Origin of the sequence: Terrabacter tumescens, from assembly GCF_014646815.1 — a bacterium.
Classification (GTDB): domain Bacteria; phylum Actinomycetota; class Actinomycetes; order Actinomycetales; family Dermatophilaceae; genus Terrabacter; species Terrabacter tumescens.
Window position 1 is genome coordinate 1 of sequence record NZ_BMNZ01000015.1, and the last position, 26,237, is coordinate 26,237.

Annotated in this window: 30 protein-coding genes; 10 read left to right on the forward strand and 20 right to left on the reverse strand. The window is 69.8% G+C overall.

Annotated elements, in window-relative coordinates:
* Positions 1 to 279: 279 nt before the first annotated feature.
* From IEY30_RS21340 to IEY30_RS21355, 4 genes are all read right to left on the reverse strand, one after another.
* The gene (locus IEY30_RS21340; RefSeq protein WP_030203798.1) at positions 280 to 1,854 is read right to left on the reverse strand and encodes an HD domain-containing phosphohydrolase; all 1,575 of its coding nucleotides are present in this window, start codon (positions 1,852 to 1,854) and stop codon (positions 280 to 282) included.
* A gap of 26 nt (positions 1,855 to 1,880) precedes the next feature.
* Positions 1,881 to 2,246, reverse strand: coding sequence for a DsrE family protein (locus IEY30_RS21345; RefSeq protein WP_030203799.1), 366 nt, complete (start codon positions 2,244 to 2,246; stop codon positions 1,881 to 1,883).
* A gap of 16 nt (positions 2,247 to 2,262) precedes the next feature.
* Positions 2,263 to 2,661, reverse strand: coding sequence for a hypothetical protein (locus tag IEY30_RS21350; protein WP_030203801.1), 399 nt, complete (start codon positions 2,659 to 2,661; stop codon positions 2,263 to 2,265).
* A 1,259-nt stretch (positions 2,662 to 3,920) separates the two neighbouring features.
* Positions 3,921 to 5,891, reverse strand: coding sequence for a S53 family peptidase (locus IEY30_RS21355; protein WP_030203804.1), 1,971 nt, complete (start codon positions 5,889 to 5,891; stop codon positions 3,921 to 3,923).
* A 308-nt stretch (positions 5,892 to 6,199) separates the two neighbouring features.
* On the opposite strand from IEY30_RS21355, the gene IEY30_RS21360 reads away from it, so the two are divergent.
* A complete protein-coding gene (locus IEY30_RS21360; protein ID WP_052359099.1) occupies positions 6,200 to 6,655 on the forward strand; it encodes an SRPBCC family protein in 456 nt (151 codons plus the stop codon).
* A gap of 167 nt (positions 6,656 to 6,822) precedes the next feature.
* Here IEY30_RS21360 and IEY30_RS22070 read toward each other — a convergent pair whose 3' ends face one another.
* A complete protein-coding gene (locus IEY30_RS22070) occupies positions 6,823 to 7,254 on the reverse strand; it encodes a DUF309 domain-containing protein (RefSeq protein WP_081920701.1) in 432 nt (143 codons plus the stop codon).
* A gap of 68 nt (positions 7,255 to 7,322) precedes the next feature.
* Here IEY30_RS22070 and IEY30_RS21370 point away from each other — a divergent pair, with 68 nt between their 5' ends.
* On the forward strand, positions 7,323 to 8,153 hold the full coding sequence (locus IEY30_RS21370) for a phytanoyl-CoA dioxygenase family protein (protein ID WP_030203815.1): 831 nt from the start codon (positions 7,323 to 7,325) through the stop codon (positions 8,151 to 8,153).
* A gap of 31 nt (positions 8,154 to 8,184) precedes the next feature.
* Here IEY30_RS21370 and IEY30_RS21375 read toward each other — a convergent pair whose 3' ends face one another.
* The 4 genes from IEY30_RS21375 to IEY30_RS21390 all read right to left on the reverse strand — a co-directional run bounded on the left by IEY30_RS21375 (position 8,185) and on the right by IEY30_RS21390 (position 11,538).
* Positions 8,185 to 8,907 (reverse strand): DUF72 domain-containing protein, encoded by a 723-nt coding sequence (locus IEY30_RS21375; protein ID WP_030203822.1) that lies wholly within the window; start codon positions 8,905 to 8,907, stop codon positions 8,185 to 8,187.
* Between the two features lie 10 nt (positions 8,908 to 8,917).
* Complete coding sequence (locus IEY30_RS21380) at positions 8,918 to 9,970, reverse strand: zinc-dependent alcohol dehydrogenase family protein (protein ID WP_030203826.1); 1,053 nt, start codon at positions 9,968 to 9,970, stop codon at positions 8,918 to 8,920.
* Positions 9,967 to 10,866 carry an NAD-dependent epimerase/dehydratase family protein gene (locus IEY30_RS21385; RefSeq protein WP_030203828.1) on the reverse strand — a complete coding sequence of 300 codons (900 nt, stop codon included), beginning with the start codon at positions 10,864 to 10,866 and terminating at the stop codon, positions 9,967 to 9,969. The genes IEY30_RS21380 and IEY30_RS21385 overlap by 4 nt, the downstream gene beginning before the upstream one ends.
* A gap of 72 nt (positions 10,867 to 10,938) precedes the next feature.
* A complete protein-coding gene (locus tag IEY30_RS21390) occupies positions 10,939 to 11,538 on the reverse strand; it encodes a TetR/AcrR family transcriptional regulator (RefSeq protein ID WP_162181041.1) in 600 nt (199 codons plus the stop codon).
* A gap of 66 nt (positions 11,539 to 11,604) precedes the next feature.
* Between IEY30_RS21390 and IEY30_RS21395 the strand changes: the two genes are divergently transcribed.
* Positions 11,605 to 12,465: an alpha/beta fold hydrolase gene (locus tag IEY30_RS21395; RefSeq protein WP_052359103.1), complete on the forward strand. Its 861-nt coding sequence runs from the start codon at positions 11,605 to 11,607 to the stop codon at positions 12,463 to 12,465.
* A gap of 74 nt (positions 12,466 to 12,539) precedes the next feature.
* Here the strand turns inward: IEY30_RS21395 and IEY30_RS21400 are convergent, their stop codons facing one another.
* Complete coding sequence (locus IEY30_RS21400) at positions 12,540 to 12,755, reverse strand: hypothetical protein (RefSeq protein WP_030203844.1); 216 nt, start codon at positions 12,753 to 12,755, stop codon at positions 12,540 to 12,542.
* Between the two features lie 121 nt (positions 12,756 to 12,876).
* Between IEY30_RS21400 and IEY30_RS21405 the strand changes: the two genes are divergently transcribed.
* Together IEY30_RS21405 and IEY30_RS21410 are read left to right on the forward strand one after the other, a co-directional pair.
* Positions 12,877 to 14,163 carry a threonine/serine exporter family protein gene (locus IEY30_RS21405; RefSeq protein WP_229675139.1) on the forward strand — a complete coding sequence of 429 codons (1,287 nt, stop codon included), beginning with the start codon at positions 12,877 to 12,879 and terminating at the stop codon, positions 14,161 to 14,163.
* A gap of 140 nt (positions 14,164 to 14,303) precedes the next feature.
* On the forward strand, positions 14,304 to 15,110 hold the full coding sequence (locus IEY30_RS21410) for a P-loop NTPase family protein (protein WP_030203852.1): 807 nt from the start codon (positions 14,304 to 14,306) through the stop codon (positions 15,108 to 15,110).
* Positions 15,111 to 15,128: 18 nt separating this feature from the next.
* Here the strand turns inward: IEY30_RS21410 and IEY30_RS22210 are convergent, their stop codons facing one another.
* Positions 15,129 to 16,706 (reverse strand): phospholipase D-like domain-containing protein, encoded by a 1,578-nt coding sequence (locus IEY30_RS22210; protein WP_030203855.1) that lies wholly within the window; start codon positions 16,704 to 16,706, stop codon positions 15,129 to 15,131.
* A gap of 126 nt (positions 16,707 to 16,832) precedes the next feature.
* On the opposite strand from IEY30_RS22210, the gene IEY30_RS21420 reads away from it, so the two are divergent.
* Entirely contained in the window at positions 16,833 to 17,252 is a 420-nt protein-coding gene (locus IEY30_RS21420; protein ID WP_030203861.1) for a hypothetical protein, read from the forward strand.
* 42 nt (positions 17,253 to 17,294) lie between these two features.
* Here the strand turns inward: IEY30_RS21420 and IEY30_RS21425 are convergent, their stop codons facing one another.
* Positions 17,295 to 18,215 carry an FHA domain-containing protein gene (locus IEY30_RS21425; RefSeq protein ID WP_030203863.1) on the reverse strand — a complete coding sequence of 307 codons (921 nt, stop codon included), beginning with the start codon at positions 18,213 to 18,215 and terminating at the stop codon, positions 17,295 to 17,297.
* Between the two features lie 196 nt (positions 18,216 to 18,411).
* Here IEY30_RS21425 and IEY30_RS21430 point away from each other — a divergent pair, with 196 nt between their 5' ends.
* Positions 18,412 to 18,855, forward strand: a complete 444-nt coding sequence (locus IEY30_RS21430) for an SRPBCC family protein (RefSeq protein WP_030203868.1) — start codon at positions 18,412 to 18,414, stop codon at positions 18,853 to 18,855.
* A 110-nt stretch (positions 18,856 to 18,965) separates the two neighbouring features.
* Positions 18,966 to 19,526, forward strand: coding sequence for a hemerythrin domain-containing protein (locus tag IEY30_RS21435; protein ID WP_052359107.1), 561 nt, complete (start codon positions 18,966 to 18,968; stop codon positions 19,524 to 19,526).
* Positions 19,527 to 19,554: 28 nt separating this feature from the next.
* Here the strand turns inward: IEY30_RS21435 and IEY30_RS21440 are convergent, their stop codons facing one another.
* The 6 genes from IEY30_RS21440 to IEY30_RS21465 all read right to left on the reverse strand — a co-directional run bounded on the left by IEY30_RS21440 (position 19,555) and on the right by IEY30_RS21465 (position 23,597).
* Positions 19,555 to 20,205: a Crp/Fnr family transcriptional regulator gene (locus IEY30_RS21440; protein WP_229675140.1), complete on the reverse strand. Its 651-nt coding sequence runs from the start codon at positions 20,203 to 20,205 to the stop codon at positions 19,555 to 19,557.
* A gap of 217 nt (positions 20,206 to 20,422) precedes the next feature.
* Positions 20,423 to 20,626, reverse strand: coding sequence for a cold-shock protein (locus IEY30_RS21445; protein ID WP_009777120.1), 204 nt, complete (start codon positions 20,624 to 20,626; stop codon positions 20,423 to 20,425).
* Between the two features lie 160 nt (positions 20,627 to 20,786).
* Entirely contained in the window at positions 20,787 to 21,686 is a 900-nt protein-coding gene (locus IEY30_RS21450) for an alpha/beta fold hydrolase (RefSeq protein WP_052359109.1), read from the reverse strand.
* Positions 21,683 to 22,060: a nuclear transport factor 2 family protein gene (locus IEY30_RS21455; protein WP_030203885.1), complete on the reverse strand. Its 378-nt coding sequence runs from the start codon at positions 22,058 to 22,060 to the stop codon at positions 21,683 to 21,685. The genes IEY30_RS21450 and IEY30_RS21455 overlap by 4 nt, the downstream gene beginning before the upstream one ends.
* Positions 22,057 to 23,292 (reverse strand): glycosyltransferase, encoded by a 1,236-nt coding sequence (locus IEY30_RS21460; protein ID WP_373286750.1) that lies wholly within the window; start codon positions 23,290 to 23,292, stop codon positions 22,057 to 22,059. The genes IEY30_RS21455 and IEY30_RS21460 overlap by 4 nt, the downstream gene beginning before the upstream one ends.
* A 74-nt stretch (positions 23,293 to 23,366) precedes the next feature.
* Positions 23,367 to 23,597, reverse strand: coding sequence for a tautomerase family protein (locus tag IEY30_RS21465; RefSeq protein ID WP_030203920.1), 231 nt, complete (start codon positions 23,595 to 23,597; stop codon positions 23,367 to 23,369).
* A gap of 102 nt (positions 23,598 to 23,699) precedes the next feature.
* On the opposite strand from IEY30_RS21465, the gene IEY30_RS21470 reads away from it, so the two are divergent.
* Both IEY30_RS21470 and IEY30_RS21480 read left to right on the forward strand, forming a co-directional pair.
* Positions 23,700 to 24,275: a TetR/AcrR family transcriptional regulator gene (locus IEY30_RS21470; RefSeq protein ID WP_043417495.1), complete on the forward strand. Its 576-nt coding sequence runs from the start codon at positions 23,700 to 23,702 to the stop codon at positions 24,273 to 24,275.
* Positions 24,276 to 24,568: 293 nt separating this feature from the next.
* Positions 24,569 to 25,366: an LURP-one-related family protein gene (locus tag IEY30_RS21480; RefSeq protein ID WP_030203894.1), complete on the forward strand. Its 798-nt coding sequence runs from the start codon at positions 24,569 to 24,571 to the stop codon at positions 25,364 to 25,366.
* Between the two features lie 24 nt (positions 25,367 to 25,390).
* Here the strand turns inward: IEY30_RS21480 and IEY30_RS21485 are convergent, their stop codons facing one another.
* A complete protein-coding gene (locus IEY30_RS21485; protein WP_030203898.1) occupies positions 25,391 to 25,825 on the reverse strand; it encodes a VOC family protein in 435 nt (144 codons plus the stop codon).
* Between the two features lie 51 nt (positions 25,826 to 25,876).
* Positions 25,877 to 26,221 carry a DUF2200 domain-containing protein gene (locus IEY30_RS21490; RefSeq protein ID WP_030203901.1) on the reverse strand — a complete coding sequence of 115 codons (345 nt, stop codon included), beginning with the start codon at positions 26,219 to 26,221 and terminating at the stop codon, positions 25,877 to 25,879.
* Positions 26,222 to 26,237 lie beyond the last annotated feature (16 nt).

Consider the following 26,237-nt stretch of genomic DNA (forward strand, 5'->3'; position numbering starts at 1 on the left):
GCCGCATAGAGAGCCTCCCGCCGATCACCTGAACCGAGTCTGGCCAGACACCGGCCCTACCGACAATCGTCTAGTAGTCGCGAAGCGGCAGTGTCCTTCCGCCGCAAGGGCATCGGCTCACCCCGGCGTTTGCGTCGAGGCCCGGCGTCACCGATGCGCCGACTCCTGGGTCCGAAGTTTGCCACGCGCGGTTGAGCCGGCGACCGCAGCGGCTGGACGCGGCCTCCGCCGACGAAGGCCTCACCGCAGGTGCGACTGAGCCCACTGGCGGGGCGCCGTTCAGGCGGGGGTCGGGGTAGCGGCGGCCAGGCCGTTCGTGAGGGCGAAGAGGCTGAGCCCGACGCGGTTCGACGCGCCGGTCTTGGCGAAGACGTGGTCGATGTGGTTGCGGACGGTCTTCTCCGTGATGCCCAGCCGGGTGGCGATCTCACGAGTCGGCGTGGCGGCCGCGACCAGCCGCAGCACGTCGACCTCGCGGTCAGTCAGCCCGACTGGCCAGGCGCCTCGCGCCGACGTGCGACCGGCCGCGGCGAGCACCGCGTCCACCGCGCCCGAGTGCAGGCGACCGGCTCTCGCATCCTGCCGCAGCAGGGCAGTCGCGTCCGGGGGCGACAGTGCCGCCCGGTGCGGACGTGGCTCCACGAGGCCCTGAAAACGGTCCGCGGCAGCCAGGAGCTGGTCGGACAGGCTGAGGTCCGCACCGGACAGCCGGTTGGGGTAGCCGGAGCCGTCCAGTCGCTCGTGGTGGTGGAGGACGAGTCTGGTCTCGGCTGCAAGCGCTGGCACCCGGGCGAGGATGCGGCCGGAGAGGAACGGGTGCAGCTGCATCCGCTCGCGCTCGGTCGCGGTGAGCGGACCAGGCTTGTCCCACACGAGGTTGGAGACGCCGATCCGCCCGATGTCGTGCAGGTGCCCGGCCCGGCGGAGGGTCGCCTGGTCGTCCGGCGTCAGCCCCGCGTGTCGGGCAGCCGCCCCGACGAGGCCGGCGACTGCACGCGAGTGCCCCAGCGTGTAGGGACTCTTGAGGTCCACGAAGTCCCCGAGGGCCATGACCAGGTCGTCCAGCTGGGCCTCGGTGACCGGCTCCTGCGCCCCCGGGGCCTCCGCCACGGCGAGCTGCCACACGTCATCCGGCAGGTCGAGCAGTGCCTCGGCGTTGACGGCGAACGCCTCGGCCACCTCTGGGTCGAACCAGCCACCCCGGCGCTCACGGACCGTCGCGACGCACGCGTCCAGCCCGTGGCGATGGTGGAGCACCTCGGCGATGTCGGCGACCTGCGTGATCCGCATGGCAAGCGGGAGCTGCTCGCCCGAGGCTCCCGCAGGGAGGCCCTTGCCGTCCCACCGCTCGAACCCGAAAGGAAGGGCACCGCACACGTCGTCCCCGAACCCGAGCCGGCTCGCGAAGAGGGCCGCGGAGGAGCAGTGGGAGGTGATCATCGCGGTGAGGTTGCCGCGCGGGTTGCTCAGCAGCTTGCCCGCCATCTTGGTCCGCTGCGGCAGGGGACGGCCGTAGCCGAGGCTGCGCAGGAGGAACACGGCATACGGAATCCCCGTCCAGTCGACCTCGTAGGAGGCCGAGCGGACCGCGATGTCGTCACCGAACCACCGAGAGTACTCATGGGAGTCCGCCACGCAGCCGACCCACATGAACATCGTCGTGTAGAACGCCGTCGCCTGGTCGGCCTCGTCCCCGCCGAACTGCTCGGCGAGCGCCTTCGAGACGAGCGATGCTCGCAGGACGTGCTCCACCGGCAGCCCCAAGCCGAGGTCGATGGCGAGGGACAGCGCGGCGAGCAGCTCGGCACGCGCCGGGGCAGGTGAGTCCGGGCCATCCGGGAGACGATCCCGCATGGCCCGATCCTCCCACGCGCCCCCGGTCAGTAGCTGAACGTCGTGGCTCCTTCGTCGCCGATCCACTCCCACATCGGGATCGTGCCGCCGAGCCTCGCGCCCTCGATGAGTCGCGCATCGTCCAAGCCCCTGGACGAGACACAGATCGGGCAGACGAGGACCTCCCCACCGGCTGCCTGGAAGCGCTTGACGAGGCTCGGCAGGTCTGGGCACCCGGAGCAGGCGGTCCCGACGGCCACCCCTTCAACGGCCAGGCGCACGGCCTCCTTCGTCAGGAACATCAGGGTGCGGCGGCCCGTCTCGGCGGCTCCGACCGATACGAGGAAGGCGACGGTGACGCGCTCAGGGTCCTCCAGACCGGTGGTGAGGGAGATGACAGCCTTGCTGCTCATGGGAGGAGCTCCTTTCCTAGGGGATGTATCCGGTGCAGAGCAGGTCGATTCGGGCGATGCGGCCCGACTCGGCGCAGGTGACGTAGGTCTGCTGCTCGACGACACGCCAGCCGTCGCCCAGTCGGGGCGCCTGCAGCCGGACGCGCCAGCTGAGGTGCAGTCGTCCGGCGACCTCGCCGATGGTGGCGTCCAGCAGCTCGAAGGCGTCGGTGTCGCCGAACCAGAACCTGAACTTGTCGGCCACATCGGCCGAGCCCTCCAGCTCGACCAGGCCCCTGGTAACGAGGGCGCGTAGGTGGACGTCGCCCTCGAGAGCGTCGGCGAGCATGACGAAGTCCTGGTGTGCCAAGGCTTCGAGGAGACGACCGGCGTGGCCGTAGCCCGTGTGTTCCGCGGTAGTCAGTGATGTGGTCATGTCCGAAGCGTGACCCCGGTGCCAAGCCCTGCGCCTGAGGCACCTGCCCCAGGAACGGCACCGAAAAGGTCGCCCACCCCAGCTCCAGCCGTCGCCGAATGCGGTTAACGGTGCGTCTGTCCGCCGTCACTGGGCGCCCTTTGATTGCGCCAGGCCTGAGCAGCCGCTGGGGCGCGCTCTAACGGTGCGCGCCGGAACCAAGACGGACCGCGACGTCCATCGCCAGTGGAGGCGGGAGGGCCACGGATGGTCGACGTTTACCGACGCGGTCATCAAGACCGTCGACGACAAGCCCGAGGTCGTCGTATTCCTCCTTTGGGGCAGGAGGCCCGAAAGAAGGAGAGGCTGATCGATCGCCGCCGGCACTCGGTCATCAAGTCGTCGCATCCATCTCCGCTTTCGGCATGGCGGGGATTCCTCGACAGCAGCCCATTCTCAGATGCCAACAAGGAACTGAAGACGCTCGGCCGCGGCGAGATCGACTGGGAGCGATTCGGACGCGGCGCCTGACCGGCCAGCAGCGACGCAGCACGACGACCATTGCCGGCCGCCGATCCGAACTATCGACGCGCGCAACCACCGGGCGCTCGCCTGCGCTGCCTCTTAAAGCCGCCGGCGGGCGTGGCCAACGCTCCTGCTGCAGCACTGCGCCCGAGCAACGCGAACGACGCTGGTTCCTGGACCAACCCGTGCATGAGGACAGGCGCACCTGGGTGCTGTCAAAGAGGTGGGGCACGAACACGGTGGCGACATCGGATGCGTTGATCGCCCTGGCTCCACGCGGTGGATTCGGATATCGACCCATATCCGGACTCGTGGACTCAAGGTCCTGCACCTCAGACAGAGCAACATGCGTCACGGGTAGTTCAGGCGGGGCCTTCTGCGCCTGCTCGCGGGGCGCCCGGATTCTCGAAGGACTCGAAGATTTTCGCCTGTCGATCTCCGTACTTCGTTCTGGCTGTCGTGTTGGCGCCGTGCTCGCTTTGGGTGCCCGGGTCGGTACCCAGCCGGAAGCAGTGCGGCGGGCGTGCCCTCGCCGTCGATCTCGACCCCACGCGAACGGTCGCCCACCAAGGCTGAGGTGAGCGGTAACGGAGGCAGGATCAGCGAGAAGTGCCGCTAGGCCGAAAGGCAGCGATGCGGTCGTGGCATCGATAGCTGCTCGAAACCGCGAGTTCGGTTCGGGTGCTGAGGGCCCGCCGCGCTGGCTGCGCGGCGGGCCCTCCCTTTGGCTTTGTCCAGTCGCAAGGACCCGAGCGTCAACCGCCGTAGCTGATGACCGCATTCAGCCAGGTGGTCCCGGCGGGCGACCCAACGCCGGTCACGTCGTCATAGCCCGGCCTGACGTGGATGCTCAGCGGCTCGTCCCAGTCGAACGTGCGGGTGATGTAGCGGTACCCATCGGTGGCGTTCTCGCCGTTGACGAAGTTCACCCGGATCGCCCCTGGATACGTGGAGCGCTGGTCCTTGGTGACGTCGTACGACACGCCACGTGCCGAGTACAGGGCTGGGTTCGCCAGGCCGTAGTCGCCATGCTTCTGCACGGCGAGTGCGAACATGCCCGCATAGAGCGGTGAGGACAGGCTCGTCCCACCGATGCGGTACTCGTCGTAGTAGGTGCCGTTGGAGAATCGCTGTGTCTGTCCGACCAGCATGCCGGTGTTCGGGTCGCCGAGCGCCGAGACGTCCGGCACGACGCGGGCCGCAGGTGCGGTTCCGTTGTAGGTCGCGATGGCATTGGGCACGACACCCTTCTGGTACCACGGCTGGGCGAACAGGCGGCTGGTGCCCCCGCCTCCGCCGTAGAGGTACGACAGCGGTCCCCACTTGGAGGTCGTTGTGTTCCAGGTGCTGGTACCTGACTGCCAGCCGAGCTCGAAGAGCCGGGCGTTGTCCTGAGTCACTCCCAGTGCGGTTCCGCCAACGGCAGTCACCCATGGGCTCGAGGCCGGCCAGTCGGGGGTCGGCGTCGCGGAGGGGTCGCCGAAGGTTTCGTCTCCCGAGTCACCCGAGGAGAAGAACAGGCTGATTCCCTCGGCTGCCGCCTGGATGTACGTGTCTTCCTGCGGCTTGATGTAGCCCGGAGGCAGTGCTTCGCCGCCATAGCCGTAGGAGTTGGTGACGATGTCGGCCAGGTGGCGGTCCACGACCCTGTTCATGATCGCGTCGAGGTCCCGGTAGTTGTTCGGTGAGCCGACGTAGACGATGTCGGCGCCGGGCGCCATGGTGTGGACGGCCTCGATGTCGAGGGTCTCCTCACCGCTCCAGCCCTCGGGGTCCTGCCTGGGGTTCTGCGGACGAATGTAGGTGCCCGGCGAGACCACCTGGCGCAGGTGCCCGGTGATCGGCGGCAGCCCGTGCCGGCTCGAGTACGTGTTGACGTCGCTGAGGATGGTCTGTGAGGCGTATGCGTCGATGACTGCCACGGTCACGCCGGTGCCGTCGTTGCCCGTGCGGATCGGAGCGGTCATGCCGTACGCGCCTTGGAGCTGGGCTCCCGCGTAGCCGCACGGCGCGTATGCCGTGACGGAGTAGGCGGTGACCGTGCCGGCTGCGTTGTCGGACCAGGGACCGGGTGTCAGCTTGGTGCCGTCTGGAGCGGGCGTGTCGGAAATCGTCTTCTGGCCCCAGTACTGCGAGCACGGCGGGGCGTTTCGGAAACCGGCAGGGGGCGATGCGTCGGCGTGCAACAGATTCGCCGACTCGTCCAGACCGATCACGCCCTGGATGCCGGACAGCGTCGAAGGGACCGAGAGGGCAGTCGTGTTGGACCGCATCGTCTGCCCCTTGTACCGGAAGGTCGCGAAGGACGTGTTGAACGCCTTGCCCGCCTCCGAGATCGTGCCGGTCGCCTCGACGTACTTGTTGTTGTCGGGGACGACGCCCACGGTGAGGCCTTGGCTGCGGAGCCAGCTCTTGACGCGGGCCACATCGGCGTCCGTCGGGCTGAACTTGGCGCGGTACTGCGCTGGGGTGAGGAACTTCCGGTAGAGGGCGTTGCCCTTGGTCGACACCGCACGGGCGTAGGCGCTGGCCCCTGCGGGATCGCGGTTGCTCAGGTAGACGCGGAAGCCGAGTGATTGTGAACCATTCGTGGGGCCGACCCGATTGGCCGCAGTGGCCCAGCTCGGCACGGTGCCGGGAATCGTGCTCCTGGTGGCAGTTGTACCTGCGGATCCGGATGCCAAGGCTGCCACCCCGGTGCCTGTCACCAGGGCAGCGACCGCCATCCCGACAAGCGGGGTCCTTCGAAGCAATTGCACGTTGTGCTCCTTTGTGGAACCAAGGCCGCAGCTGCTTCACGGCCGCCTTCGGTGGTGCCGTTTCAGTGGACTCCTCACAGACCCCCCGTGCAAGAGTTTTGCGACTGGGAGTTTCCTGAGAACGCGCTCAATAGAGGAGTGCCAGCATTGGCATGCGGCGTATGCCCCAATTCGGTGAATCGGACAGCGGATGCTGAATGGCCGGCCGAAGTGCGAAGGTGCCATTTCGGCCCGACACTGGGAGATGGCTGATCCGCGGTGGGACCCTGAGACCCGTGACCGCCCAACACCGGAAACTCGTCCTCGAGCAAGCGCGGGTCTTCGAGGCCGCCACCGAGCACGTCTTCGGCCTGTTTACCGTCCCCACAGAGCTGGCCAAGTGGTGGGGCCCGCATGGTTTTGCGACACCGGAGATCCAGGTCGACCTGCGGGTGGGCGGCAGCCTCCGCTTCACCATGCAACCGCCAGAGGGCGCAGCGTTCCATCTTTCCGGGGAGTTCCTGGAGATCCGGCCTCCCTCTGAACTCAGGTTCACCTTCCGCTGGGACGAGCCAGTTGCCGATGACCGTGAGACCGTCGCCGCAGTGTCACTGGAACCTCTGGGCGGGAGGACGAGTGTGACACTGGTCCAAGGAGATTTCGCCACGGAGGAGAGGCTTGAGCTGCATCGCCGCGGCTGGGCCGACAGCTTCGAGAGGCTCGACGCGGTCCTCAGGTCTCGAAGAGACTAGAGCCCGGCCACGGCATTGGCCTCCACCTCGGCATAGGTCGGGAACTGCATCTTGCGGAGGCGCCGGGGTCATCGCCGCGTCAGGCCGTGAAATGAGAGCAGCGAGATCGGCAAGTATCTCGGCTTGTGAGCAGTGTGCGGCCATCCGCCGCGCGCGGGGCCGACCCCTCACAGCTTCCCGATGTGATTTCGCGCGTGCTCCACGACCGCATTCAGGTCAAGACCGTATGCGGAGTGCCCGGTTCGCATGAACGTGCTCAACCGCTCCGCAGCACGGTCGAAAAGCCGATCAGCTCCGACCTGGTTCCCCCGGGCTGAATGGGTCATGGCAACACAGACCTGTGCAAGCCCCTGCCACAGATCACGTTCTTCGGTGGGTCCAGCCTTCCAACGCGCCTCCAGCACTTCGTGGGCGGAGAAGGGCCGTCCTGCCGCCACGAGTTCTCGGGCTGCGTCAAGGGTCTCTTGGGGCGCGAGAGGCTCCTCCGACACCGGCTCGACACCGTCGGTCCCATAGGGAAGCGGTCTCCCCAAAGCGTCGCGAGGCCGTGCCTGTCGAGCGCGGCCTGCGGTGTCCCGGTCACGATCAGGTCCTGTCACACGACCAGTCTCTCAAGTGGCAGCAACGGGAGGTCTCAACTGCCCGTCCAGCGGCGTAGCGTCGCTCCATGAGCCTGGACACGACCCACTCAGAGCGGTTTGACGTCGACGAGATCCGGCGCGGCCTGCAGACCGACGGCATCATCGCCTGCAAGGGCGCATTCTCCCGAGACTGGGTGCAGCAGCTGCGGGAGGACGTGGACGCGGCGTTCCAGGAGGCGCGCTCGAGGCCCGGAGGAGCCGTGGGGCGTGGCCCCAACCGTTGGTATGTCGAGATCCACCCCGAAGACGTGCGCGGCTTCGTGGACCTGGTCGAGCATCCCTGGGTGCGAACGGTGTGCGAGACGATGCTCGGACCGGACTACCAAATCGTCGAGGTGGGGTTCGACACGCCATTTCCGGGTGCCAAGGTGCAGCCGTGGCATCGCGACTTCCCCAGCCCGCCGGAGACGAAGAACGAGCGCCGCCTGACCTCGCTGGCCTTCAACATGACGACGGTCGACACCACCGACGAGATGGGGCCTTTCGAGATCGCGCCCGGCACTCAGTGGGAGGCGGGCGACGACTTCGACCATGAACAGTTCCCGCCGGAGTCTGAGTACTCGCGCTACGAGGCGCTGGCCCAGCGGAAGTACCCCCAGATGGGCGACATCTCTGCCCGGTCCGCACTGACCATTCATCGGGGCACGCCGAACCGGTCGCAGCTGCCCCGACCGGTGTTGGTGCTCGGTGTCGACGCACCGGGCGCCGGGAACGACGCCCACCACGACCTCGCGGTGACCCATGGGTTCTGGGAGCAGCTGCCCGAGTCCGTGCGCTCACATCTGTCCTGCCCGATCGTCGACGAGCTCCAACCCATCGTCCAGAAGCACGACATCGAGGGTCTGGTCATGGGCTGAGCCCGACCGGAGCGGCGGTCAGAGCAGCGGGTCACCCGTCTTTGCCGGAGAGCAAGTCAAGGAAACGCTCTGCGTCGCCGGTCCGGGGAATGTTGTTGAACATGACGTACGGCGCGGGTCGACCGACCACCATGTCTCGCAGCCGACGCAGCTCGTCGCCGGTGTGGACGTGGCGCCAGCCGGTCGTGCCGTGGAGCCGGTAGTAGGTGTGCTCCGGCGTCACGGTCTCGCTCTGCATCGGGTCCACCACGTGCACCAGGTCCAGCTCGGCGCAGAGCTCCTCGAGCAGCTGCGTGGGCCACTCGCCGCGGGGCTCCCACAGCAGCCGACCATCCGGACGCTCCACATGCGACACGAAGTCGCGCAGCCGCGCGACGTTCTCCTTCGTCGGGCGGAAGCTCTTCGGACACTGAAGGAGCACCGCCGTGGCTCGGAGGAGGCGCGAGCACTCGAGAGTCCGCTGCCAACCGGCGAGGACCTCCGGTGTCGTCCGGAACCCCCCAACCTGGCCATGGGCGCTCTCCGACAGCGGCTCCTTCAGCCGACGGTACGTGGGGCTGTTGGACTCGTGGGTGACGATCTGCCACGCCTTCATCGTGAACTCGAAGTCGGTCGGCACCTGGGTGCGCCACCGGGTCAGCACAGCATCCGCGGGCGGGTCGTAGAACGTGTTCTGCACCTCGACGACCGGGAAGCGCCGAACATACGACGACTGCGACACCGTCCAGCCGCACAGGCCCACACGAACGTCCACGTCCACCTCCCTACCCGGGGGTGCTGGCCTCCAGACTCACGACGGTCATCCCGGCAGCTGACGCCCGATCCATCGAGGCGAGCGAAGCGCCAGCCTCTCCAAGTCCGATGACCTGGCCGACGAGATCGGCTGGGCGGAGGGTGCCGTCTTCGATCAGCCGAAGCATCGCGGGGTAGTCGCGGGCGGGCATGCCGTGGGAGCCGTAGATCTCGAGCTCCTGGGAGATCACGAGATCCATCGGGATAGGAGGCGTCGACCTCGGTCCGAGCAGCAGTCCGGCCTGCACGTGCCGGCCGCGACGGCGCAGGCTTCGTACCGAGGCCACCGCTGACTCAGGCGAGCCGAACGCGTCGATGGAGACGTGCGCACCGCCGCCCGTCACCTCACGGATCGCCGAAGCCACGTCCTCACCGGCCTCGCCGTCGACAGCCACAGCGGCTCCCAGCGCCGAGGCCCGTTCCAGCGCAGCCGGATTCACGTCGACAGCAACCACCTGCGCACCCAGCGCCACCCCGATCATCACAGCAGACAGTCCGACGCCCCCACACCCGTGCACGGCCAGCCACTGACCAGACTCGAGCCGCCCGTGAGTCGTCAGCGCGCGGAACGCCGTCGCGAACCGGCACCCCAGCGACGCCGCCGTCACGAAGTCGACCGAGTCCGGCAGCCGCACGAGGTTCGTGTCGGCCCCGTGGATCGCCACGAGCTCGGCGAACGAGCCCGGCCCCGTGAACCCGGGCTGCGTCTGGTCCGGACACACCTGCGCCTCACCCGCCAAGCACCACGAGCACAGGCCGCACCCGCACACGAACGGCACCGTCACCCGGTCGCCGACCGCCCAGTCGCGCACGCCGGCCCCGACCGCGTGCACGACGCCGGCCAGCTCGTGGCCGGGCGTGTGCGGCAACGACACCGGGTCGTGGCCCATCCACGCGTGCCAGTCCGAACGGCATACGCCCGTTGCCTTCACGGCGATCAAAACCCCGCCAGCCGGACACTCAGGCTCCGGCACGTCCGCGAGGGACGGCATACCCCCGTACTCGTCGTAGACGACGGCCTTCACGACGCGTGCGGGTCCGTCAGCACGTCGCGCCAGGAGTGCTGCGGCGAGTAGCCGAGCAGGTCGCGGGCCTTGTCGATGGAGTAGAACGTCTCGTTGCGCCCCATCGGCCGCCGCTGCTCCACCCCGTCGTAGAAGCGCTCGCGCACCTCGTCGGTCGTCGCGGCGACGGACATGTCGGCGTTCGCGACGTTGAAGACCTCGTAGCCCAGCCCGTCGGTCTCGAGGCAGCGCTGCACCATCTGCCCGAGGTCGCGAGTATCGATGTAGGCGAAGATGTTGCGCCGCCGCAGCGCCGGGTCCTGCAGGAACGGCGGGAACATCTCTGCGTACTCGTGCGGCTCGATGACGTTGTTGATCCGCAGGCCGTAGATGTCAGCGCCGGTGCGGGCCTGGAACGAGCGCGCCGTCACCTCGTTGGCGACCTTCGACATCGCGTAGGAGTCCTCCGGCACCGTCGGGTGCTCCTCGTCGACCGGCACGTACAGCGGCTTGCGCTCGCCCTGGGCGAAGCACACGCCGTACGTCGTCTCCGACGACGCGAAGATCACCTTGCGGATGCCGAGCCGTGTCGCGGCCTCGAGCACGTTGTAGGTGCTGAGGACGTTCGTCGCGTACGTCTTGGCCTCCGACGTGAGCAGGATCGCCGGCACCGCGGCGAAGTGCACGACGGCGTCGTATGCCGGCTTGGCCGCAAGCTCCAGCTCGTCGAAGCGCGCCAGTCCCGCGAGGGCTGAGTACGTCTCACCGATGTCGGTGAGGTCGACCCTGAGGTCGTCGACGCCGTCGTGCTTGAGCGGGACGAGGTCCGCGTTGGTGACCTGGTGGCCCTGCTCGGCGAGGAAGGGTGCGACGTGCTTGCCGGCCTTGCCGCTGCCGCCCGTGAAGAAGATGCGCATGACTCGATCAAACCACCGCAACGCTCGACAACGGACCCCCGACTCCCGGCAGCCGCCGCACGGCCTACCCGTTCACTCCCGACCCAGCACCGGCAGCAGCATCTCGAGGATCGCCGTCTCGGCCTGCCTGGCCGAGAGTCCGCCGTCGAACCGGAGGATTCGCCACGTCGTGGCGTCGCAGATCGCGACGACCTGGGCCAGGCGACGCCCGCGGGTGGTCCGGTCCTGCCCGCTCGCCAGGTGCGTGCCGAAGGCCGTCTTGCACCACTCCACGTGGTAGCTCCGGCTGCGGGCGGCCAGCTCCGGCACTCCGGGCGCCTGCCCCGCCTCGGCGTAGAGCTTGAGGATCAGGGCGCCGTGGTTCTCGTAGTAGCGGACGAGCGAGCTCACCGTCTCTTCGGGGCTCTCCCCCACGGCCGCTGCGCGGTCGGCGGCGAGCGCCGCGAGCTCGCGTTCGACGGTGGCGGCCAGCAGGCCGTGCTTCGTCCCGAACCGCCGGATAACGGTCTGGACCGTCACCTCGGCCCCGGAGGCGACGTCGTCGAGGCGGATCTGGTCATAGGGGACGTCGGCGTAGAGCCCGAGCATCGCATCGATGATGCGCTCGCCCGTCCGCTCCGCGGCCTGCGCCCGAGCCGTCATCCGGTACTCCCGAGCGCTCCCATCTTTCATGCGACCCATGCTAACCTCAATATATTCATGTGAGTCACACCAACATCAAACGCTCGAGGAGCAACCATGGATCATCCGCCCACCAACCCCATCCACCCCGGTAGCAACGGCACGCTGACCGAGACGACCTCCCTCGTTCCCACCCGCCTCGGCAGGCTTCACGTCCGCCTCGTCGGCGACGGCCCGACGACCGTCCTGTGGTCCTCGATGTTCGTCGACAGCCACACGTGGGACTCGATGGTGCCGCTCCTGCCGTCGGGTCGCCGCTATGCGCTGGTCGACCCACCCGGCCTGGGACTCAGCGAGCCGCTGCGCGGGGCCAGCGACATCAGTGCGGCGGCGGATGCCGCCACGGACCTGCTCACCGGTCTGGAGGTCGACGGGCCGGTCGACTGGGTGGGCAACGCCTTCGGGGGCCACGTCGGATTCAAGCTCGCCGCGCGAGCCGGAGTGCTCCGAAGCCTCGTCGCCGTCAGCTCGCCGGCCCAGCCCATCGACGCCGCGCTGCGCAGGCAGATCACCCTTCTCCTTCCGATCCTCCGGACGGCTGGACCGGTGGGACCCGTGCGCACGGCGATCCTGACGGCCATGCTCACCGACGCCTCCCGCGCCAGCGAGCCCCTGCGTCAGGTGGTGGAGGCGTCCCTGGCACGCCCGACCCGCCGCAGCATGGCCCTCGCCGTGCAGTCGTTCATCCTCAACCGCGTCGACGTCACCGGCGAGCTGGCGCAGCTGGGCGTGCCGAGCCTCTTCGTCGCGTCCGACGACCGCGGCGACTGGAGCCCGCAGGACTCGGAGTATGCCGCGTCGCTCGCTTCCGACGCCTCTGCCGTGACGGTGCAGCGGGCTCGCACGCTGGTCCCGCTGGAGCAGCCCGAAATGCTGGCCACCCTCGTCCGCCGGTTCTGGGACCAGCTCTCCGGCTGAGTCCACGCGAAGCGGCGGCCCGGGTCCGAGGGCCCGAGCCACCGCCGACGATCACTTGGTGAGGAGCCGGCCTCTCAGCAGAGAGACTTCGCGACTGCGTTCTTGGCCTGGCCCCCGCCGACGGCCTGAACGAGCTGCCCCACGTTCTCGAATCCGGGGACGCCGCCGCTGTTCACCGTCTTGTGCACCTGGCCGAAGCAGGCCGAGTCGGCCGGTGCTGCGGAGGCGCTGCCGGCGAAGCCGACCAGGGCGAGAACGGCGATGGACCCCGTGGCGAGAATGCGCTTCATGAGACATCCCTTTCTGGTTGGTGGGTGCGTGTCACCCATCAGCCCTTCTTCCGCACGTCGGGCGAGTAGGGATGCACCTCGCGCGAACTTTTTTTCCGAGCGGGTCCAGTGCGCTGACATGATGACGACCATGCAGGACGACGCGGACCGGCAGACCGAGGTCCGCGCCCTGCTGGCCGAGCTCGGCACGGCGATGATCGCCACCGGGCAGCCGGTGCAGGAGATCGAGGAGGAGCTCGCCGAGGTGAGCGCCCGCCTCGGCTACCCCGACGTCCAGACCGCCGTCGGTCCCACCGGCCTCATGGTGACCCTCACCTCTGGCGGCGCGTCCACCTACCGCGGAGCGCCCGCAGGCCTGCGCCTGCACCAGTCCGCGAGCGTCCGCCTCATCCGGCACCAGCTCGTCCAGGGCGAGCTGACGATCGCCGAGGCCCGCGGGGAGCTCGCCGCCACGGCCAGGCGTCCCGTCCAGCAGCCGGCGTGGCTCGTCGCCCTGGCCTGGCCCGTGCTCGCCGTCGGCATCGCGCTCATCCTCCAGCCCGGCTGGGCCAACGTCGCCGCGGCCGGCGTCGGCGCGCTCATCGTCCTCGTGCTCGTCCAGCTCGCCGAGCGCTACGAGGTCGTCAAGGCGCTGCTGCCCACCCTCGCCGCGTTCGCCGTGTCGCTGCTCATCTTCGGCGCCGCCAACGCGGGGCTGCTCGAGGGGCCGCTGCGCACCGTCCTGCCACCGCTCGCGGTCCTGCTCCCCGGAGCGCTCGTCGTCAACGGCATGTCCGAGCTCGCGGCCGGGCACATGCAGGCGGGGTCGGCGCGACTGACCTACGGCCTCGCGCAGCTGGGCCTCTTCGCCCTCGGCCTGCTCATGGCCACCGCCCTGCTCCGCATCCCCACCTCGACGCTCGTCAACCTCCGCGTCGACGACATCGGCTGGGCCGGCGCCCCCGTCGGCCTCGTGCTCATCGGCGCGAGCATCTGCCTCATGGAGGGCGTCCCGCTGCGCATGCAGGGCTGGGTCCTGCTCGTGCTGAGCCTCGCCTTCGGCGCGCAGCTCGCCGGGCAGGAGCTCGGCACGATCGCCCTCGGCGGCTTCCTCGGCGCCATCGCCGCCAGCCTCGGCGCGAGCATCGTCGAGCTGAGGCGGCCCCAGCTGCCCCGGCTCGTGCTCTTCCTCCCCGCGTTCTGGCTGCTCGTGCCGGGCAGCCTCGGCCTCGTCGGCGTCACCGAGCTGGCCGCGGGCCGCGAGTCGGCCACCGACGTCGCCCTCGGCCTGCTCGGCGTGGCCATCGCGATCTCGCTCGGCCTGCTCGTCGGGTCGTCCATCGGCCGTGCCCTGCGCGGGCGCCGCCCCCCAGCCCCCGCCGACGCCCTCGCCGTCGCCGCGTCACCGTCGCCGCCTGCAGCGGACTAGAGTCGGAGACGCAGCACCCTGTCCTCTCGCCAGGACGGGGTGTTGCGCGTTGCCGGAAGGGTGCGGGGCACCGCCGGCATGGGTACGGAACGTAGGCTCTAGGGTCAACTGGCCCCAGACCAGCACGCCGAGGAGGCACCGTGTCTCAGACTTCATCCCGGATCAGGACGATCCTGCCGACGTCGAGTCGCACCGCATTGGGAGCGACCGTCGCCACCGGTCTGCTGACCGCCCTCGCCTCGGCACCGGAGCGCCTGAGCCGGCTCCTGCGCGAGCGCTACCCGATGGTCGCCGTCACCGGCATGACCGGCGTCGGCAAGAGCCAGCTCGTCGACCGGCTGACGCGCCGCTCCACCGACGACGCCGTCGCCGAGGTCGGGTCGGCCGTCATGGAGCGCCGCACCCGCAAGGGCGCCAAGCTGCACGGCTTCCGCTTCCTCGTCGTTCCGGGCGACAACGCCGCCACCCGCCTCGCCGCCCTCGACGAGGTCTTCCACGACGAGCCGGTCGACGGGCTCATCCACGTCGTCGCCAACGGCCACGCCACCCCGCGCCGCGCCGGCGGCACGTCCGGAGTCGCCACGGCCACCCGCGAGGAGCAGCTCGCCGCCGAGCTCGAGGACTGGACCATCACCTCGCACCGCATCGCCTCGCTGGCCGTGCGCCGCCACAAGCCGATCTGGCTCATCATCGCCGTGACGAAGACCGACCTCTACCCCGACGGCGTCGACGAGGCCGTGCGCTACTACTCGCCCGGCAGCGGCACGCCCTTCGGCGACAAGGTCGACGCCCTGCGCGCCCTCGCCGGCGGCGCCAAGCTCTCGGTCGACGTGCTTCCGGTCTCCAGCGCCGGCGGTGACCGCAAGTCCGCCTTCCCCGAGAAGCGCGCCGGCGCCATGGTCGACGCCCTCGCCGACCGGCTCGGTCAGCTCAGCGGCCACGCCTGACCGCAGCGGCGGCCGGCCTCAGTAGCGGTCGGACTGGCGCAGCGCCTTGGGTCGCCCGTCCGGGTCGTGGACGAGGTCGAGCGGGAGCGCCGCCCAGGCCCGCTGACGGTCCGTGAGCTGCGGCATCGCCAGCCGGCGCAGCCGTCCCGGCGGGCGCTGACCACGCTGGCCGCCCGCATGCCAGGCCTCGAGGTCGTCCGCGACCGCGGCATAGACCTCGAACATCCCTGCTGGGTCGAGGCAGTCGTCCATCGCAGCCTCGAGACCGTGCTCGCCCACCTCCTCCAGCCGGTCGAGGTGCTCGGCCGCGAGCGTGAGCCGCAGGTCGCGCGCGTAGCCCTCGTCGAGCACGACGGCCGACAGCTCCGAGTCGTGCGTCCACGAGCGGCGGCTGAAGTTGTCCGAGCCGATGCCGGCCCACGTGTCGTCGATGACGCAGACCTTGGCATGGACGTAGACGGGCACGCCGGCGCGGTTCTCGATCCCGTATGCCGCCACCCTCCCCGGGGCGACCGCCTTGAGCCGGGCGATGGAGCGGTCACGACCGAGCAGCTGCGGCACGCGGTTGACCCCGTCGAGGTCGGGCACGAGCGGGATGACGACGACGAGGTGCAGTCCGGGCTGCGCCCGTAGCTGCTCCTCGAAGACCCGGCCGACGTCGTGGCCCCAGAAGTACTGGTCCTCGACGTAGACGAGACGCTGCGCCTGCGCCACCGCCTTGGCGTAGCCGCGGGCCACGCTGCGCTCACCGCCCCGGGCGAACGGGTAGTCCCGGCCGTGCCTGAGGTCGGGATAGGTCCGGAGCAGCTGCACGGTGTGGCTGCCGGCAGGCGGCGGGGGCGGCCACTGCGCGGGCAACGGCGCCGGCGAGGCGGCCAGGCCGCGGACCTTGTCGGCCGCCCGTCGCCACGGCGCCCGCGACAACGGGGCCGGGTCCTCCCACCTCTCGCGGAACACGGTCTCCACGTCGTGGACCGCAGGCCCCCGGATCTCGGCCTGCACGTCGTGCCACGGCGGGTGCGCGCCGTACTCGTCGGTGAGGCGCTGCGCCTGCGGGTCACCGTGGTGCGACGCGTCGTCCCGGCGGTTGTGCGCGAGGTCGATGCCGCCGACGAAGGCCACGTCGCGGGTCGGGTCGTCGCGGTGGCGGATGACGACGAACTTCTGGTGGTGCGAGCCGCCGGGACGCACCCGCATGTCGAGCAGCACCTTGGCGCCGCGGCTCTCCAGCTGCTCCCCCAGGTGTCGGTTCTCGGTGGCGAAGAAGCCGGTCCGGTCCAGGTGCGAGCGCCACACCAGCCCGTAGACGGCGACGCCCCGCTGGTCGGCGCGGGACAGGACCTCGACGACCTCGCTGCCCGGCTCGCCCGTCAGCCGTTCGTCGGCGTCGCCCTGCCAGTCGGTGAACATCACGAGGTCACCCGACTCCGTCGCCTCCAGCGCATCGCGCAGCGCACGGAAGTACGTCGCGCCGTGGATGAGAGGACGCACGAGGTTGCCCTCGGACCAGGCCCGGTCACCGTGGAGCGCATCGATCCGGGTCAGCGGGTTGCCACGCTCGGCCCGGGTCAGCAACCAGTCAGCGGGGTCGCCCATGCGTCGAGCATGCCGCATCGGCGACGGGCACGGGGCTCAGCACCAGACGGGAACGCGCCCATGGGCAGGTTGGGGCGGAGCACAATGACGTGAGAGGTCAGGGTGGTCCGAGCTGAGGGGAGCAGCATGACGAGTCAGGGCTGGACCGTCATCGTGGGTGTCGCCGGTCTGGTCGTCGGGTGGCTGGTCGGTGGATACCAGCGCATCACCGAGAAGCTCATCGAGGAGCGGCGTGACGCACTGGCGAAGCTGCTCGAGGCGGCGGACGACGAGCACGCAAGCCCGGGCACCTCCGGCGGCGACCTGACGAAGGCCGTCGCTCGCGCGGAGCTCGTGTGCTCGCCGCAGATGGCCGGCTCCGGTCTCATCCGCACGCTGGCGGGGTCGGTTTCCCGCCCGTCCTTCGACGAGGTACGGCCCCGCTTCCTCACCGCCGCACGGGCCGACGGTTCGACGGTCTCGATCTTCGCGCGGGCGGCTTGGTGGTGGTGGCACCGGCATTCCCTGGTGCCGCCTCGGCAGCCGGCATCGAACGAGCAGCCCTGACGAGGATCACGTCGTGCGCCGGTGGCGGGCGACGAGATCGACCTAGCCCTTGACGTCGGCGCACTTGCCGCCACTCAGGGCCACGAGCGCTCCACCTGCCTCGCGCCGCACCGTGTTCCATGCCGTCGGGTCGCCGGGCAGGTCGGGGTAGTGCCGCCTGAAGTCGCTGTCGGGAAGCACGGCCAGCGACGCGGCATACTCCCGGTCAGCGGCGATGATCCGCTTGACCAGCCCGATCGCCTCCTCGTGCTTCGAGGCGATCTCGTCCGGTGGACGCAGATCGGTCAGTTCGTGCAGCAGGACCTCGTCGGTGGCAGGAGCCTGTGCCACCAGGTCGGTGAAGAGGCGCCGGTCGTAGCCGCTCGGGGTGATGGCTGCGTCGATCTTGACCTGACGCGCGGCGCCCGCCTGGCACACGGTGGCGACCTGGTCGCGATACTCCGCGAGCGGTGATGGCCGCGACTGCAGGTAGGTGAGCACGCCCACGACAGCCCCCACCACGGCGGTTCCACCCCCGACGATGGCGAACCACGGGACCTTCCGCCGACCGCGATCCCGACCCGAGGCGTCGTCCGTCGCGCCAGCCGCCTCGGTCACCGCCGCGGAGGACGCCGACGGACGCGGGCCCTGCAACGCCGCGGCGGGAGCCAGGCGCAGCGGCACCCCGCCCACCATGACCGCGGCGCCCTCCGCCACCAGCACCGACGTGCCGATGACGGGGCGCCCCTCGACGCTCGTGCCGTTGGTCGAGCCGGTGTCCCGGACGAGGACCCCATGGCCGGTCACGCTGAAGGTCGCGTGCACGCGACTGACCGAGGAGTCGTCGATGACGACGTCGTTCTGGGGGTCCCGGCCCAGGGCGACGGACGCGCCCGGCCGGAGGGTGAACTGCTCCCCGCTGTCCTCGCGGAGGATGACCCACGAGGCGTCGATCGGGGCTGTTCGAGTGGTGTCGGCGGTCATGTCGCTCTCCTTCGAACGTGAGGGTGGTGTCCCATTCGGAGGGATGCGTGGAGATCGTGATACACGGCGAGGCACCGACGTCCGACCAATCAGGTCGCAGCCCCTCCCCGCCCTTGGCGACGAGGAGGACCATCGCCTCTGGCGCGCACCCACCCCGGCCGGCCTAGCGTCGAGAGTGGGAAGGAGGTGAATGCAGATGGCAACGTTGACACGAAGCATCACGATCCACGCCCCCGTCTCGACGGTGTTCGACATCGCCCTGGACATCGGCAGGCTGTGGAACGCGGAGGACGTGGCCCTGGCCGCCGTGGACATCAAGCCCGGGGGCGTCGGCACCTCGGCACGGCTCTACTCGCACCTGCTCGGCTTCCACATCGAAGGCGGGCTGGAGTACACCGAGGTCGTGCCGCAGGAGCGGATCGTCGCTCAGGTGCACTTCTTCGCGGAGAAGCCGACGTGGACCTTCACGTTCTCCGAGGCCGACGGCGACACGACCGTGACGGCCGTGGGTGAGTGGGTCGTGAAGGTGGCCGTGGTGGCACGCCCGATCGAAGGGGTGATGGTGCGCGAGCACGAGTCGTTCCTCGAGGGCATCCTCGAGCACCTGAAGAGCCAGGCAGAGGCCCAGGTCGCAGCCTGACCGCGCCCGTTCCTTGACGCAGGTCAAGGCGCCCACCGTCCGGTCGGCGTGGAATGAGGCCAACGGCAGGGAGAAGGAATCTCCCCGGCCACAGCAGAGGAGAGAACGCCATGACCGTCCACAGCGCACCAGCCGTCGACCCCCCGCAGCACCTGCACGACACAGACGCACACCACGGATCGGACGCCGAGATCGCCCAGCAGGTCCGTGAGCACCACGCCGCGATGGTGGCCGACCTCGACCGTCTCACCACGGCGCTGCGCGACGCCCCGGCCTCCGACCAGGCCGCCGCCCGCGCGAGCCTCGGGGAGTGGTTAGAGGCCGTCCTCGTGCCGCACGCCGACGAGGAGGAGGTGACCACCTACCGCGCAGCGAGCACGCTCGCCGGGGGCCGGCTCCTCATCGAGGCGATGGTGCGCGAGCACGAGCTCATCAAGCGGCTGGTCGCCCTCTTCCGCTCGAGCGAGGGCGCGGCTGCAGCCGCCTACGGTCGCGCGGTCTTCGAGGCGTTCGACAGCCACCAGGGCAAGGAGAACGACCTGATCCTGCCGCTGCTGCTCGCTGCCCCACAGGTCTCACTCACCACCGTCATGGGTGCACACGCCCACCAGGTCGGCGAGCAGGCCGACCACCACCACGAGCACCACCACCACGAGCACCACCACCACTGAGCCCGAGCCTGCAGCGCCGGCGATCGTCTCAGGCCCGGGCCGCAGCCCGCAGCCGCTGGAGGTCACGGACCTCGACCAGGCCACGCGGTCCGAGCCGCACCACCCCGGAGTCCTGCAGGTCCGCGAGCCGGCGACTCAGCGTCTCCGGCGTCGTCGCGAGGTAGGAGGCGAGGTCCTTCTTCGTCGAGGGCAGGCGGAACGTGGTCGCTCCGGCCTCGTCGGCCAGCTCGAGCAGCTGGCTGGCCAGCCGAGCGCCCACGGACGCGCCGGTCACGGTGGAGAGCTGCTGCTCGGCTGCCTCGAGGCGCGCCGACATCGCCGACAGCATCCGCGTCGCCACCTCCGGACGTTCGCGCAACAACCGGGAGATCTCGCTGCCCCCGACCACGCAGACCTCGGCCGCCTCGAGGGCCACCGCCCAGGAGTCGACCGGCCGCCCGGTCAACAGGGTGGTCTCGCCGAGGAAGTCGCCGGGGCGCAGGATGCGCAGCAGCTGCTCGACCCCGGCCTCGTTGGCGCGATAGACCTTCACCCTGCCGCCGTGCACGATCCGCAGCCCCGACTCCTCGCCGGGCCGGTGCACCTGCTCACCCCGGGCGTAGCGATGGGTCACCGCGACCTCGGCGATCCGGTGCCGGTCATCGACGGACAGGCCGGCGAAGAGCGGCACCCGGCTCACGCAGGCGAACCGATGGTCTGCGCCCGTGCTCGCGGAGCGACTCCTCACCCGTACCTCCTCAGGACGGACGATACGGCGTCGCACCGCCTGCGTCTGCAGCGGCGCCGGGGGGCGCAGCTACGGACGGGATGCGGCCACACGGCATACAAAAAAAACCATCCCCCGACCAGACGGTCGGGGGATGGTCAGGGACGGAGTCCCCAAAGACTGTCGTGGGTCAGATGCCCTTGACCTTCTCCGCCTGCGGGCCCTTGGGACCCTGCGTGACGTCGAACTCGACCTTCTGGCCCTCCTGGAGCTCGCGGTAGCCGCCGCTCTCGATGGCCGAGTAGTGAACGAAGACATCGGCGCCGCCGCCGTCCTGCTCAATGAAGCCGAAGCCCTTTTCGCTGTTGAACCACTTCACGGTGCCTGTTGCCACTGGTGTTGCCTCTTCTGCTTCAGTGAAGCCTTCCGTGTGAAGGCCTCAGGTTGCCGACGACCACGACGAACGCGTGGTCTTGCCGGCAGCTGGGAACGACGGTAGCAGCCAGCGCCATCCCGCGCCCCTTCTCTCCAGCGACGTCTTCCGCGCGGCCTCTCTACGACGCCGCTCCGAGCTGCATCGCGAAGTCGCGGATCAGCAGGTTGACCTTGACCGGGTCGCGGGCCAGCGGGATGTGCCCCGAGCCCTCGAGAGCGACGAACCGCCCTCCGGTCAGCTCCGCGAGCCGGCGCCCGCGCGAGGGCGGGCTGACCAGGTCGTGCGTGCCGTGGATGGCGAGCACGGGGCTCGTGACGGCGGCGCACCACTCCTCGATGGCGCGCCTATCCGGGCGCGTGCCACCCGCCTCGGCGGCGAGCACCTCCGGAGTCGTGTCGAGCCCCCACCCCACGCAGTCCTCGATCTGCTTGGTCGAGTGCGGCTCGGGGAAGCACATGCCGAAGAAGAACCAGAGGAAGTCCTCGTGGTGCCCCGCCCAGTACGCCGGGTCGAACTTCGCCCAGTGCTCGATCGGGTCCCGCTGCACGAACGGCACGCGCGACGGCGGCAGTCCCGCTGACGAGCCGGCCGCGACCCGCGCCGGATGACCGTCGCAGATGTCGAGCGACGGGCAGATGTGGACGGCGCCCAGCACGCGGTCGCCCGCCTCGGCGGCGAGCTGCAGCGCCCACGCGCACGCCTGGGAGAGCCCGACGACGACCGCACGGTCGGTGCCCGTCGCGTCGAGCACCGCGAGCGCGTGGCGCACCTGGACGTCGTGGTCGTATGCCGTGTGGTCGAGCGGGCGGTCGGAGCGGCCGTTGCCGGGCCCGTCGAAGCAGACGACCCGGAAGTGCCGGGACAGGTAGGGGACCTGCGCCTTCCAGAGCCGCCGGTGCACGATCGTCCAGGTCGGCAGGAGCAAGATCGTCGGCGCTGCGTCGCCGGAGACCTCGTAGTCGATGGTCACGCCCTCGCTGCGGACCGACCCCACCGTGTCGGCGCGCAGGACCCTCACTTCCCCACCTCGTCGTCCGGGTCCGTCAGCTGCCAGAAAGCGTTGACGACCTGCCATCCGTCCGGCGTCCGGAGCAGGTGGAGGTACTCCCGGTACTGCGCCGACCGCACGACGGCGGAGGCGATGTCCCGGTGGACGTCCACGACGGTGATCTCGATCGGGTCGTCCGTCCGGTCCTCGAGCCCGGCCCCTGCACGGACGAGCTCGAGCATCCTCTCCTTCGTCGTGGCTCCCGTGTCGCGGCCGCCGACCTGGTCGACCGAACGCTTGACCAGCCGGGGGTGCAGGGCCGAGTCGACGCGTGCGAGGTCCGCGTCGTACCAGCCCTCGAAGTAGTCCAGTGCGGTCGCGCGGACCTCATCGGCGTCGTTCACAGCAGCTCCTGCAGCATCGCGGCGGCGCGCTCGGCGCCGCCTGACTCGACCGGGAGCGAGGCCACCTCGCTGCCGACCTGCTTGACGATCGCCTCGGCCAGCCACTCCGGGTCGCGGGCGTCGTCGTAGTCCACGCGCCGCCCGGCCCGGTAGTTCTGGAGCCGGTGGTGGACGTGCACGCTCTGCTCGAAGTGGTGACGCAGCGGCACGTAGAGGAACGGCACCCGGGCCGCCGCGAGCTCCATCGTCGTCGTCAGACCGCCCTGGACCACGGCCACGTCGGCGGCCGCCATCCGCAGGTAGAGGTCGGCGACGTAGCCGCGCAGTTCGACGCCGTCGACCGACGGTAGCGACGTGGGGTCGATCCGCGGGCCGGTGACCACGAGGAACCTCAGCTCCGGCAGGCGCGCCCGAGCCGGAGGCACAGCGTCGAGCACGCGCCGCAGCAGCGGCTCGCCGACCCCGGACCCACCGACCGCGACGATGCACAGCACGACATCCGTCCCGTAGCCCAGCTCGCGCCGCGACCGTGCCACCTCCTCGGCGGACGGCGGCTCGAATCCCGTGACGTAGCCGGCGAACTCGTAGTGGGCGACCGTCCACTCGCGGATGTTCGGCAGTCCCGGTCCGAACGACTCGTCGACGATGTCCGCGGGGTTGCCCACGAAGACCTGACGGTCGCGGATGCGCCGGTGACGCGCCCGCTGCTCGAGCATCTCGGCGTTGTAGTCCGCCGTCAGGAGGGCCTCGCGGTCACCGAGGTCGGGCATCGGCAGCCAGCCGACGAAGTCGGTGAGCCACGCGAAGGAGAAGCGCTTCAGCTCGGGGTTCTCGTGCAGGAAGTAGTCCACCTCCCACGCCTCGTCACCGATGACGAGGTCGTAGGGCGTCTGCTCGACGACGTCGTGGAAGACCATGAAGTTGTTGACGGCGATCTCGTCCATGTCGCGGATCGCCTGGAAGACCCGGAGGTCGTGCTCCCCGGACTCGGACTCGATGTGGGCCGACTCGCTGGCGAGCCACGCGGAGGCCGGGTGCACGCGCTCGCCGGCGTCGCCCAGCACCCTGGTCACGGGGTGCTGGGCGAGCCAGTCGATGCGCAGGTCCGGGTGCAGGTGCCTGAGCCGCTGCGCGATGGCCAGGTCCCGCCGGGCGTGGCCGAGGCCGATGGGCGAGGACAGGAAGAGCACCTGCCGCGGGCGGCGGCGCGCCCTGGTCCAGGTCGTGCTCACCATCGCAGTGTCCCGCCCGACGGGTCCGTCATCGCGCGAACGCCCCAGCCCGCTCCAGACCGTGCCTGACGGTGTCAGACCGTGGCTGGCTCGCCGGCGGCGAGCGCCCGGACGTCCTCGGTCGTCAGCGCGTTGCCGGCGATGCCCCAGTCGCCGCTGGCCACTTCGCGCACGACGCACCAGGTGACGGGCCGCATGTTCTCCCCCTCGACCTCGACCATGGCGTCGGTGAGCCGGGTGATGATCTCGCGCTTCTGCTCAGGGGTGAACACGTCCTTGATGACGTTGACCTCGATGAGCGGCATGGCGTCCTCCGTTCGAATACTTTCATTCGGTCGATCGACCGAATATCGTCCAAGGTAGCATTCGGTCGACCGACCGACAAGAGATTTCGGAGTGGAGAGCAGATGGCAGCAGAGACCCGCGAACGACTCCTCGAGGCGGCCCGCGAGTGCCTCCTGAGCGACGGGCACGCGAACCTCTCGACGCGACGCGTCGCGGACCGCGCGGGCGCGCCGCTGAGCCAGATCCACTACCACTTCGGCGGCCGGCAGGGCCTGCTCCTCGCCCTGCTCGCCCAGCAGAACGAGCAGCTGCTGCAGCGCCAGGAGACGATGTACGGGGCCGAGGAGCCGCTGTGGCGGCGCTACGAGCAGGCCTGCGCCTTCCTCAGGGACGACCTCGCGTCCGGCTACGTGCGCATGCTGCAGGAGATGATCGCCGCCGGCTGGACCGACACGGCGATCGGCACCGAGGTGAGTGGCCTGCTCCGCGGGTGGTTTGACCTGCTCGAGCGGGTCGTGCGCGAGGCGGCGGACGAGCTCGGGGACCTCGGCCCCTTCTCCCCGCGCAGCATCGCGGCGCTCGTCGGCCTCGCCTTCATGGGCGGGGAGTCGATGCTCCTGCTCGGGGACTCCTGGGAGGCCGACGTCTTCGATGCCCTCGAGCTCGTGGGCGCAGCGCTGAAGGCGCACGGCGCCTGAGCCACCGGCTGCACCAACACAGGCACACCGGGTTCGGGCCGCGACTCAGTCCAGTGAGTCAGTGAGTCAGTCGAGGCAGAACTCGTTGCCCTCGACGTCCTGCATGACGAGGCACGACTCGTTGAACTCGTCGGCGAGCATGAGCCGCCCCTTCACCGTCGACGGCACGGACTCACCCGCCCTGACGGTCGACTACGTCAACCGTCCGGGCAACGCAGCGACCATCAGCCGACACTGACCACCGCAGCCTTTCGTTCGGCGTAACGGAGCGGGCCCGCTGTTAGCCTCCGCGCATGACTGTGCAGGCGGCACCCGACTGGTACCCGGACCCCTCGGGTCGGCACGAGATGCGGTACTGGGACGGAAGCCTCTGGACTGAGCACGTCGCCACCGGCGGAGTCCAAGCCACCGATCCTCCGCTGGCCGCGTCGGCGGCGACGAGCGTAGACCGTACGGGCAGCAAGAAGGTCCAGCGCCAGGTCCGCGGTGTCGGAGTCACCGAATCCGCCGGCTCCGCTCAGACGACCCTCCTGACCGCGCCCGTCCTGGTGGTGAACCAGAAGGGCAAGCTCCTGGAGGTCAACGCGCAGTATGCGATCTACGACCAGCACGGACGAGAGCTCGGGTCGGTCCGGGAAGTAGGTCAGAGCCTGTTGAAGAAGGCGACGGCAGCACCTAACCGAACGCGCCGGCTGCAGATTCTCGATACAGCCGGTGGGGTCGTCCTGGCCCTGACCCAACCCACCCGGGTCCTCACCTCCACGATGCTCGTGAGGGACGCCGAGGGCGTCCAGGTCGGGGAGATCTCACGGAAGTTCAGTTTCGGCCAAGTGCGCTTTGGCTTGGTGTCCGAGGGCCGGACCGTTGGGACGATCCAGGGCGAGAACAGCATCCAGAGCGACTTCGGAATCAAGGACAGCAAGGGCAACGAGATCGGCCGGATCTCGCGGACCAGCGCGGGGCTGGCCAAGGAGATGTTCACCAAAGCCGACCACTACGTCGTCGAGATACACCGCCAACTCGAGGAGCCCCTGCGCTCGCTCGTCGTAGCAGCTGCGCTCGCGGTCGACACGGCGCTACGACAGAGATAGCCGGCTACGACTCAGTCCCGCAGGTCAGTCGAGGCAGAACTCGTTGCCCTCGACGTCCTGCATGACGAGGCACGACTCGTTGAGCTCGTCGGCGAGCATCAGCCGCACGCGAGTGCCGCCGAGCTCGAGCAGCCGCGCGCACTCCGCCTCGAGGGCGGCGACGCGCTCGTCCCCCCTGAGGCCGGTGCCCACCCGCACGTCGAGGTGCACGCGGTTCTTGACGACCTTGCCCTCCGGCACGCGCTGGAAGAACAGCCGCGGCCCGACGCCCGAGGGGTCGACGATCGCGTAGGCCGAGCCCTGGTCCTGCTCCGGCAGCGTGTGGTCGAACTCCTCCCACGACGCGAAACCGGGCGGGGGCGGCGGCACGACGTAGCCCAGCACCTCGCACCAGAAGCGGGCGACGCGCTCGGGCTGCGCACAGTCGAACGTGACCTGGACCTGCCTCACGGTTGCCATGCCGCCACCCTAGGAGCGCGCGCCGACACCCGCCACGCGTTCGCGGATCCCTCAGGCGCGCAGGACCTTGTCCATCGCCTTGCCCTTGGCCAGCTCGTCGACGAGCTTGTCGAGGTAGCGGATCTTCTGCATGAGCGGGTCCTCCACGTCCTCGACACGCACCCCGCACACGGTGCCCGTGATCGCGGAGACGTTCGGGTTGAGGTGCGCCTGGGCGAAGAAGTCCTCGAAGGTCGTGCCGTCCATCAGGTGCCGGCCGAGCGCCTTGTCGTCGTAGCCGGTCAGCCACTCGATGACCTCGTCGAGCTCGGCCCGGCTGCGCCCCTTGCGCTCGAGCTTGTTGACGTAGGCGGGGTAGACCGACGCGAACGACGTCGTGAAGATGCGGTGCGCCATCCTTCGAGGGTAGCGA

What these genes read in the sequence shown, in the direction of transcription:
- IEY30_RS21340 (WP_030203798.1), bottom strand. Translation starts at nt 1,854, where the DNA reads ATGCGGGATCGTCTCCCGGATGGCCCGGACTCACCTGCCCCGGCGCGT.
- IEY30_RS21345 (WP_030203799.1), bottom strand. Translation starts at nt 2,246, where the DNA reads ATGAGCAGCAAGGCTGTCATCTCCCTCACCACCGGTCTGGAGGACCCT.
- IEY30_RS21350 (WP_030203801.1), bottom strand. Translation starts at nt 2,661, where the DNA reads ATGACCACATCACTGACTACCGCGGAACACACGGGCTACGGCCACGCC.
- IEY30_RS21355 (WP_030203804.1), bottom strand. Translation starts at nt 5,891, where the DNA reads ATGGCGGTCGCTGCCCTGGTGACAGGCACCGGGGTGGCAGCCTTGGCA.
- IEY30_RS21370 (WP_030203815.1), top strand. Translation starts at nt 7,323, where the DNA reads ATGAGCCTGGACACGACCCACTCAGAGCGGTTTGACGTCGACGAGATC.
- IEY30_RS21385 (WP_030203828.1), bottom strand. Translation starts at nt 10,866, where the DNA reads ATGCGCATCTTCTTCACGGGCGGCAGCGGCAAGGCCGGCAAGCACGTC.
- IEY30_RS21390 (WP_162181041.1), bottom strand. Translation starts at nt 11,538, where the DNA reads ATGAAAGATGGGAGCGCTCGGGAGTACCGGATGACGGCTCGGGCGCAG.
- IEY30_RS21395 (WP_052359103.1), top strand. Translation starts at nt 11,605, where the DNA reads ATGGATCATCCGCCCACCAACCCCATCCACCCCGGTAGCAACGGCACG.
- IEY30_RS21400 (WP_030203844.1), bottom strand. Translation starts at nt 12,755, where the DNA reads ATGAAGCGCATTCTCGCCACGGGGTCCATCGCCGTTCTCGCCCTGGTC.
- IEY30_RS21405 (WP_229675139.1), top strand. Translation starts at nt 12,877, where the DNA reads ATGACGACCATGCAGGACGACGCGGACCGGCAGACCGAGGTCCGCGCC.
- IEY30_RS22210 (WP_030203855.1), bottom strand. Translation starts at nt 16,706, where the DNA reads ATGGGCGACCCCGCTGACTGGTTGCTGACCCGGGCCGAGCGTGGCAAC.
- IEY30_RS21420 (WP_030203861.1), top strand. Translation starts at nt 16,833, where the DNA reads ATGACGAGTCAGGGCTGGACCGTCATCGTGGGTGTCGCCGGTCTGGTC.
- IEY30_RS21425 (WP_030203863.1), bottom strand. Translation starts at nt 18,215, where the DNA reads ATGACCGCCGACACCACTCGAACAGCCCCGATCGACGCCTCGTGGGTC.
- IEY30_RS21430 (WP_030203868.1), top strand. Translation starts at nt 18,412, where the DNA reads ATGGCAACGTTGACACGAAGCATCACGATCCACGCCCCCGTCTCGACG.
- IEY30_RS21435 (WP_052359107.1), top strand. Translation starts at nt 18,966, where the DNA reads ATGACCGTCCACAGCGCACCAGCCGTCGACCCCCCGCAGCACCTGCAC.
- IEY30_RS21465 (WP_030203920.1), bottom strand. Translation starts at nt 23,597, where the DNA reads ATGCCGCTCATCGAGGTCAACGTCATCAAGGACGTGTTCACCCCTGAG.
- IEY30_RS21470 (WP_043417495.1), top strand. Translation starts at nt 23,700, where the DNA reads ATGGCAGCAGAGACCCGCGAACGACTCCTCGAGGCGGCCCGCGAGTGC.
- IEY30_RS21480 (WP_030203894.1), top strand. Translation starts at nt 24,569, where the DNA reads ATGACTGTGCAGGCGGCACCCGACTGGTACCCGGACCCCTCGGGTCGG.
- IEY30_RS21485 (WP_030203898.1), bottom strand. Translation starts at nt 25,825, where the DNA reads ATGGCAACCGTGAGGCAGGTCCAGGTCACGTTCGACTGTGCGCAGCCC.
- IEY30_RS21490 (WP_030203901.1), bottom strand. Translation starts at nt 26,221, where the DNA reads ATGGCGCACCGCATCTTCACGACGTCGTTCGCGTCGGTCTACCCCGCC.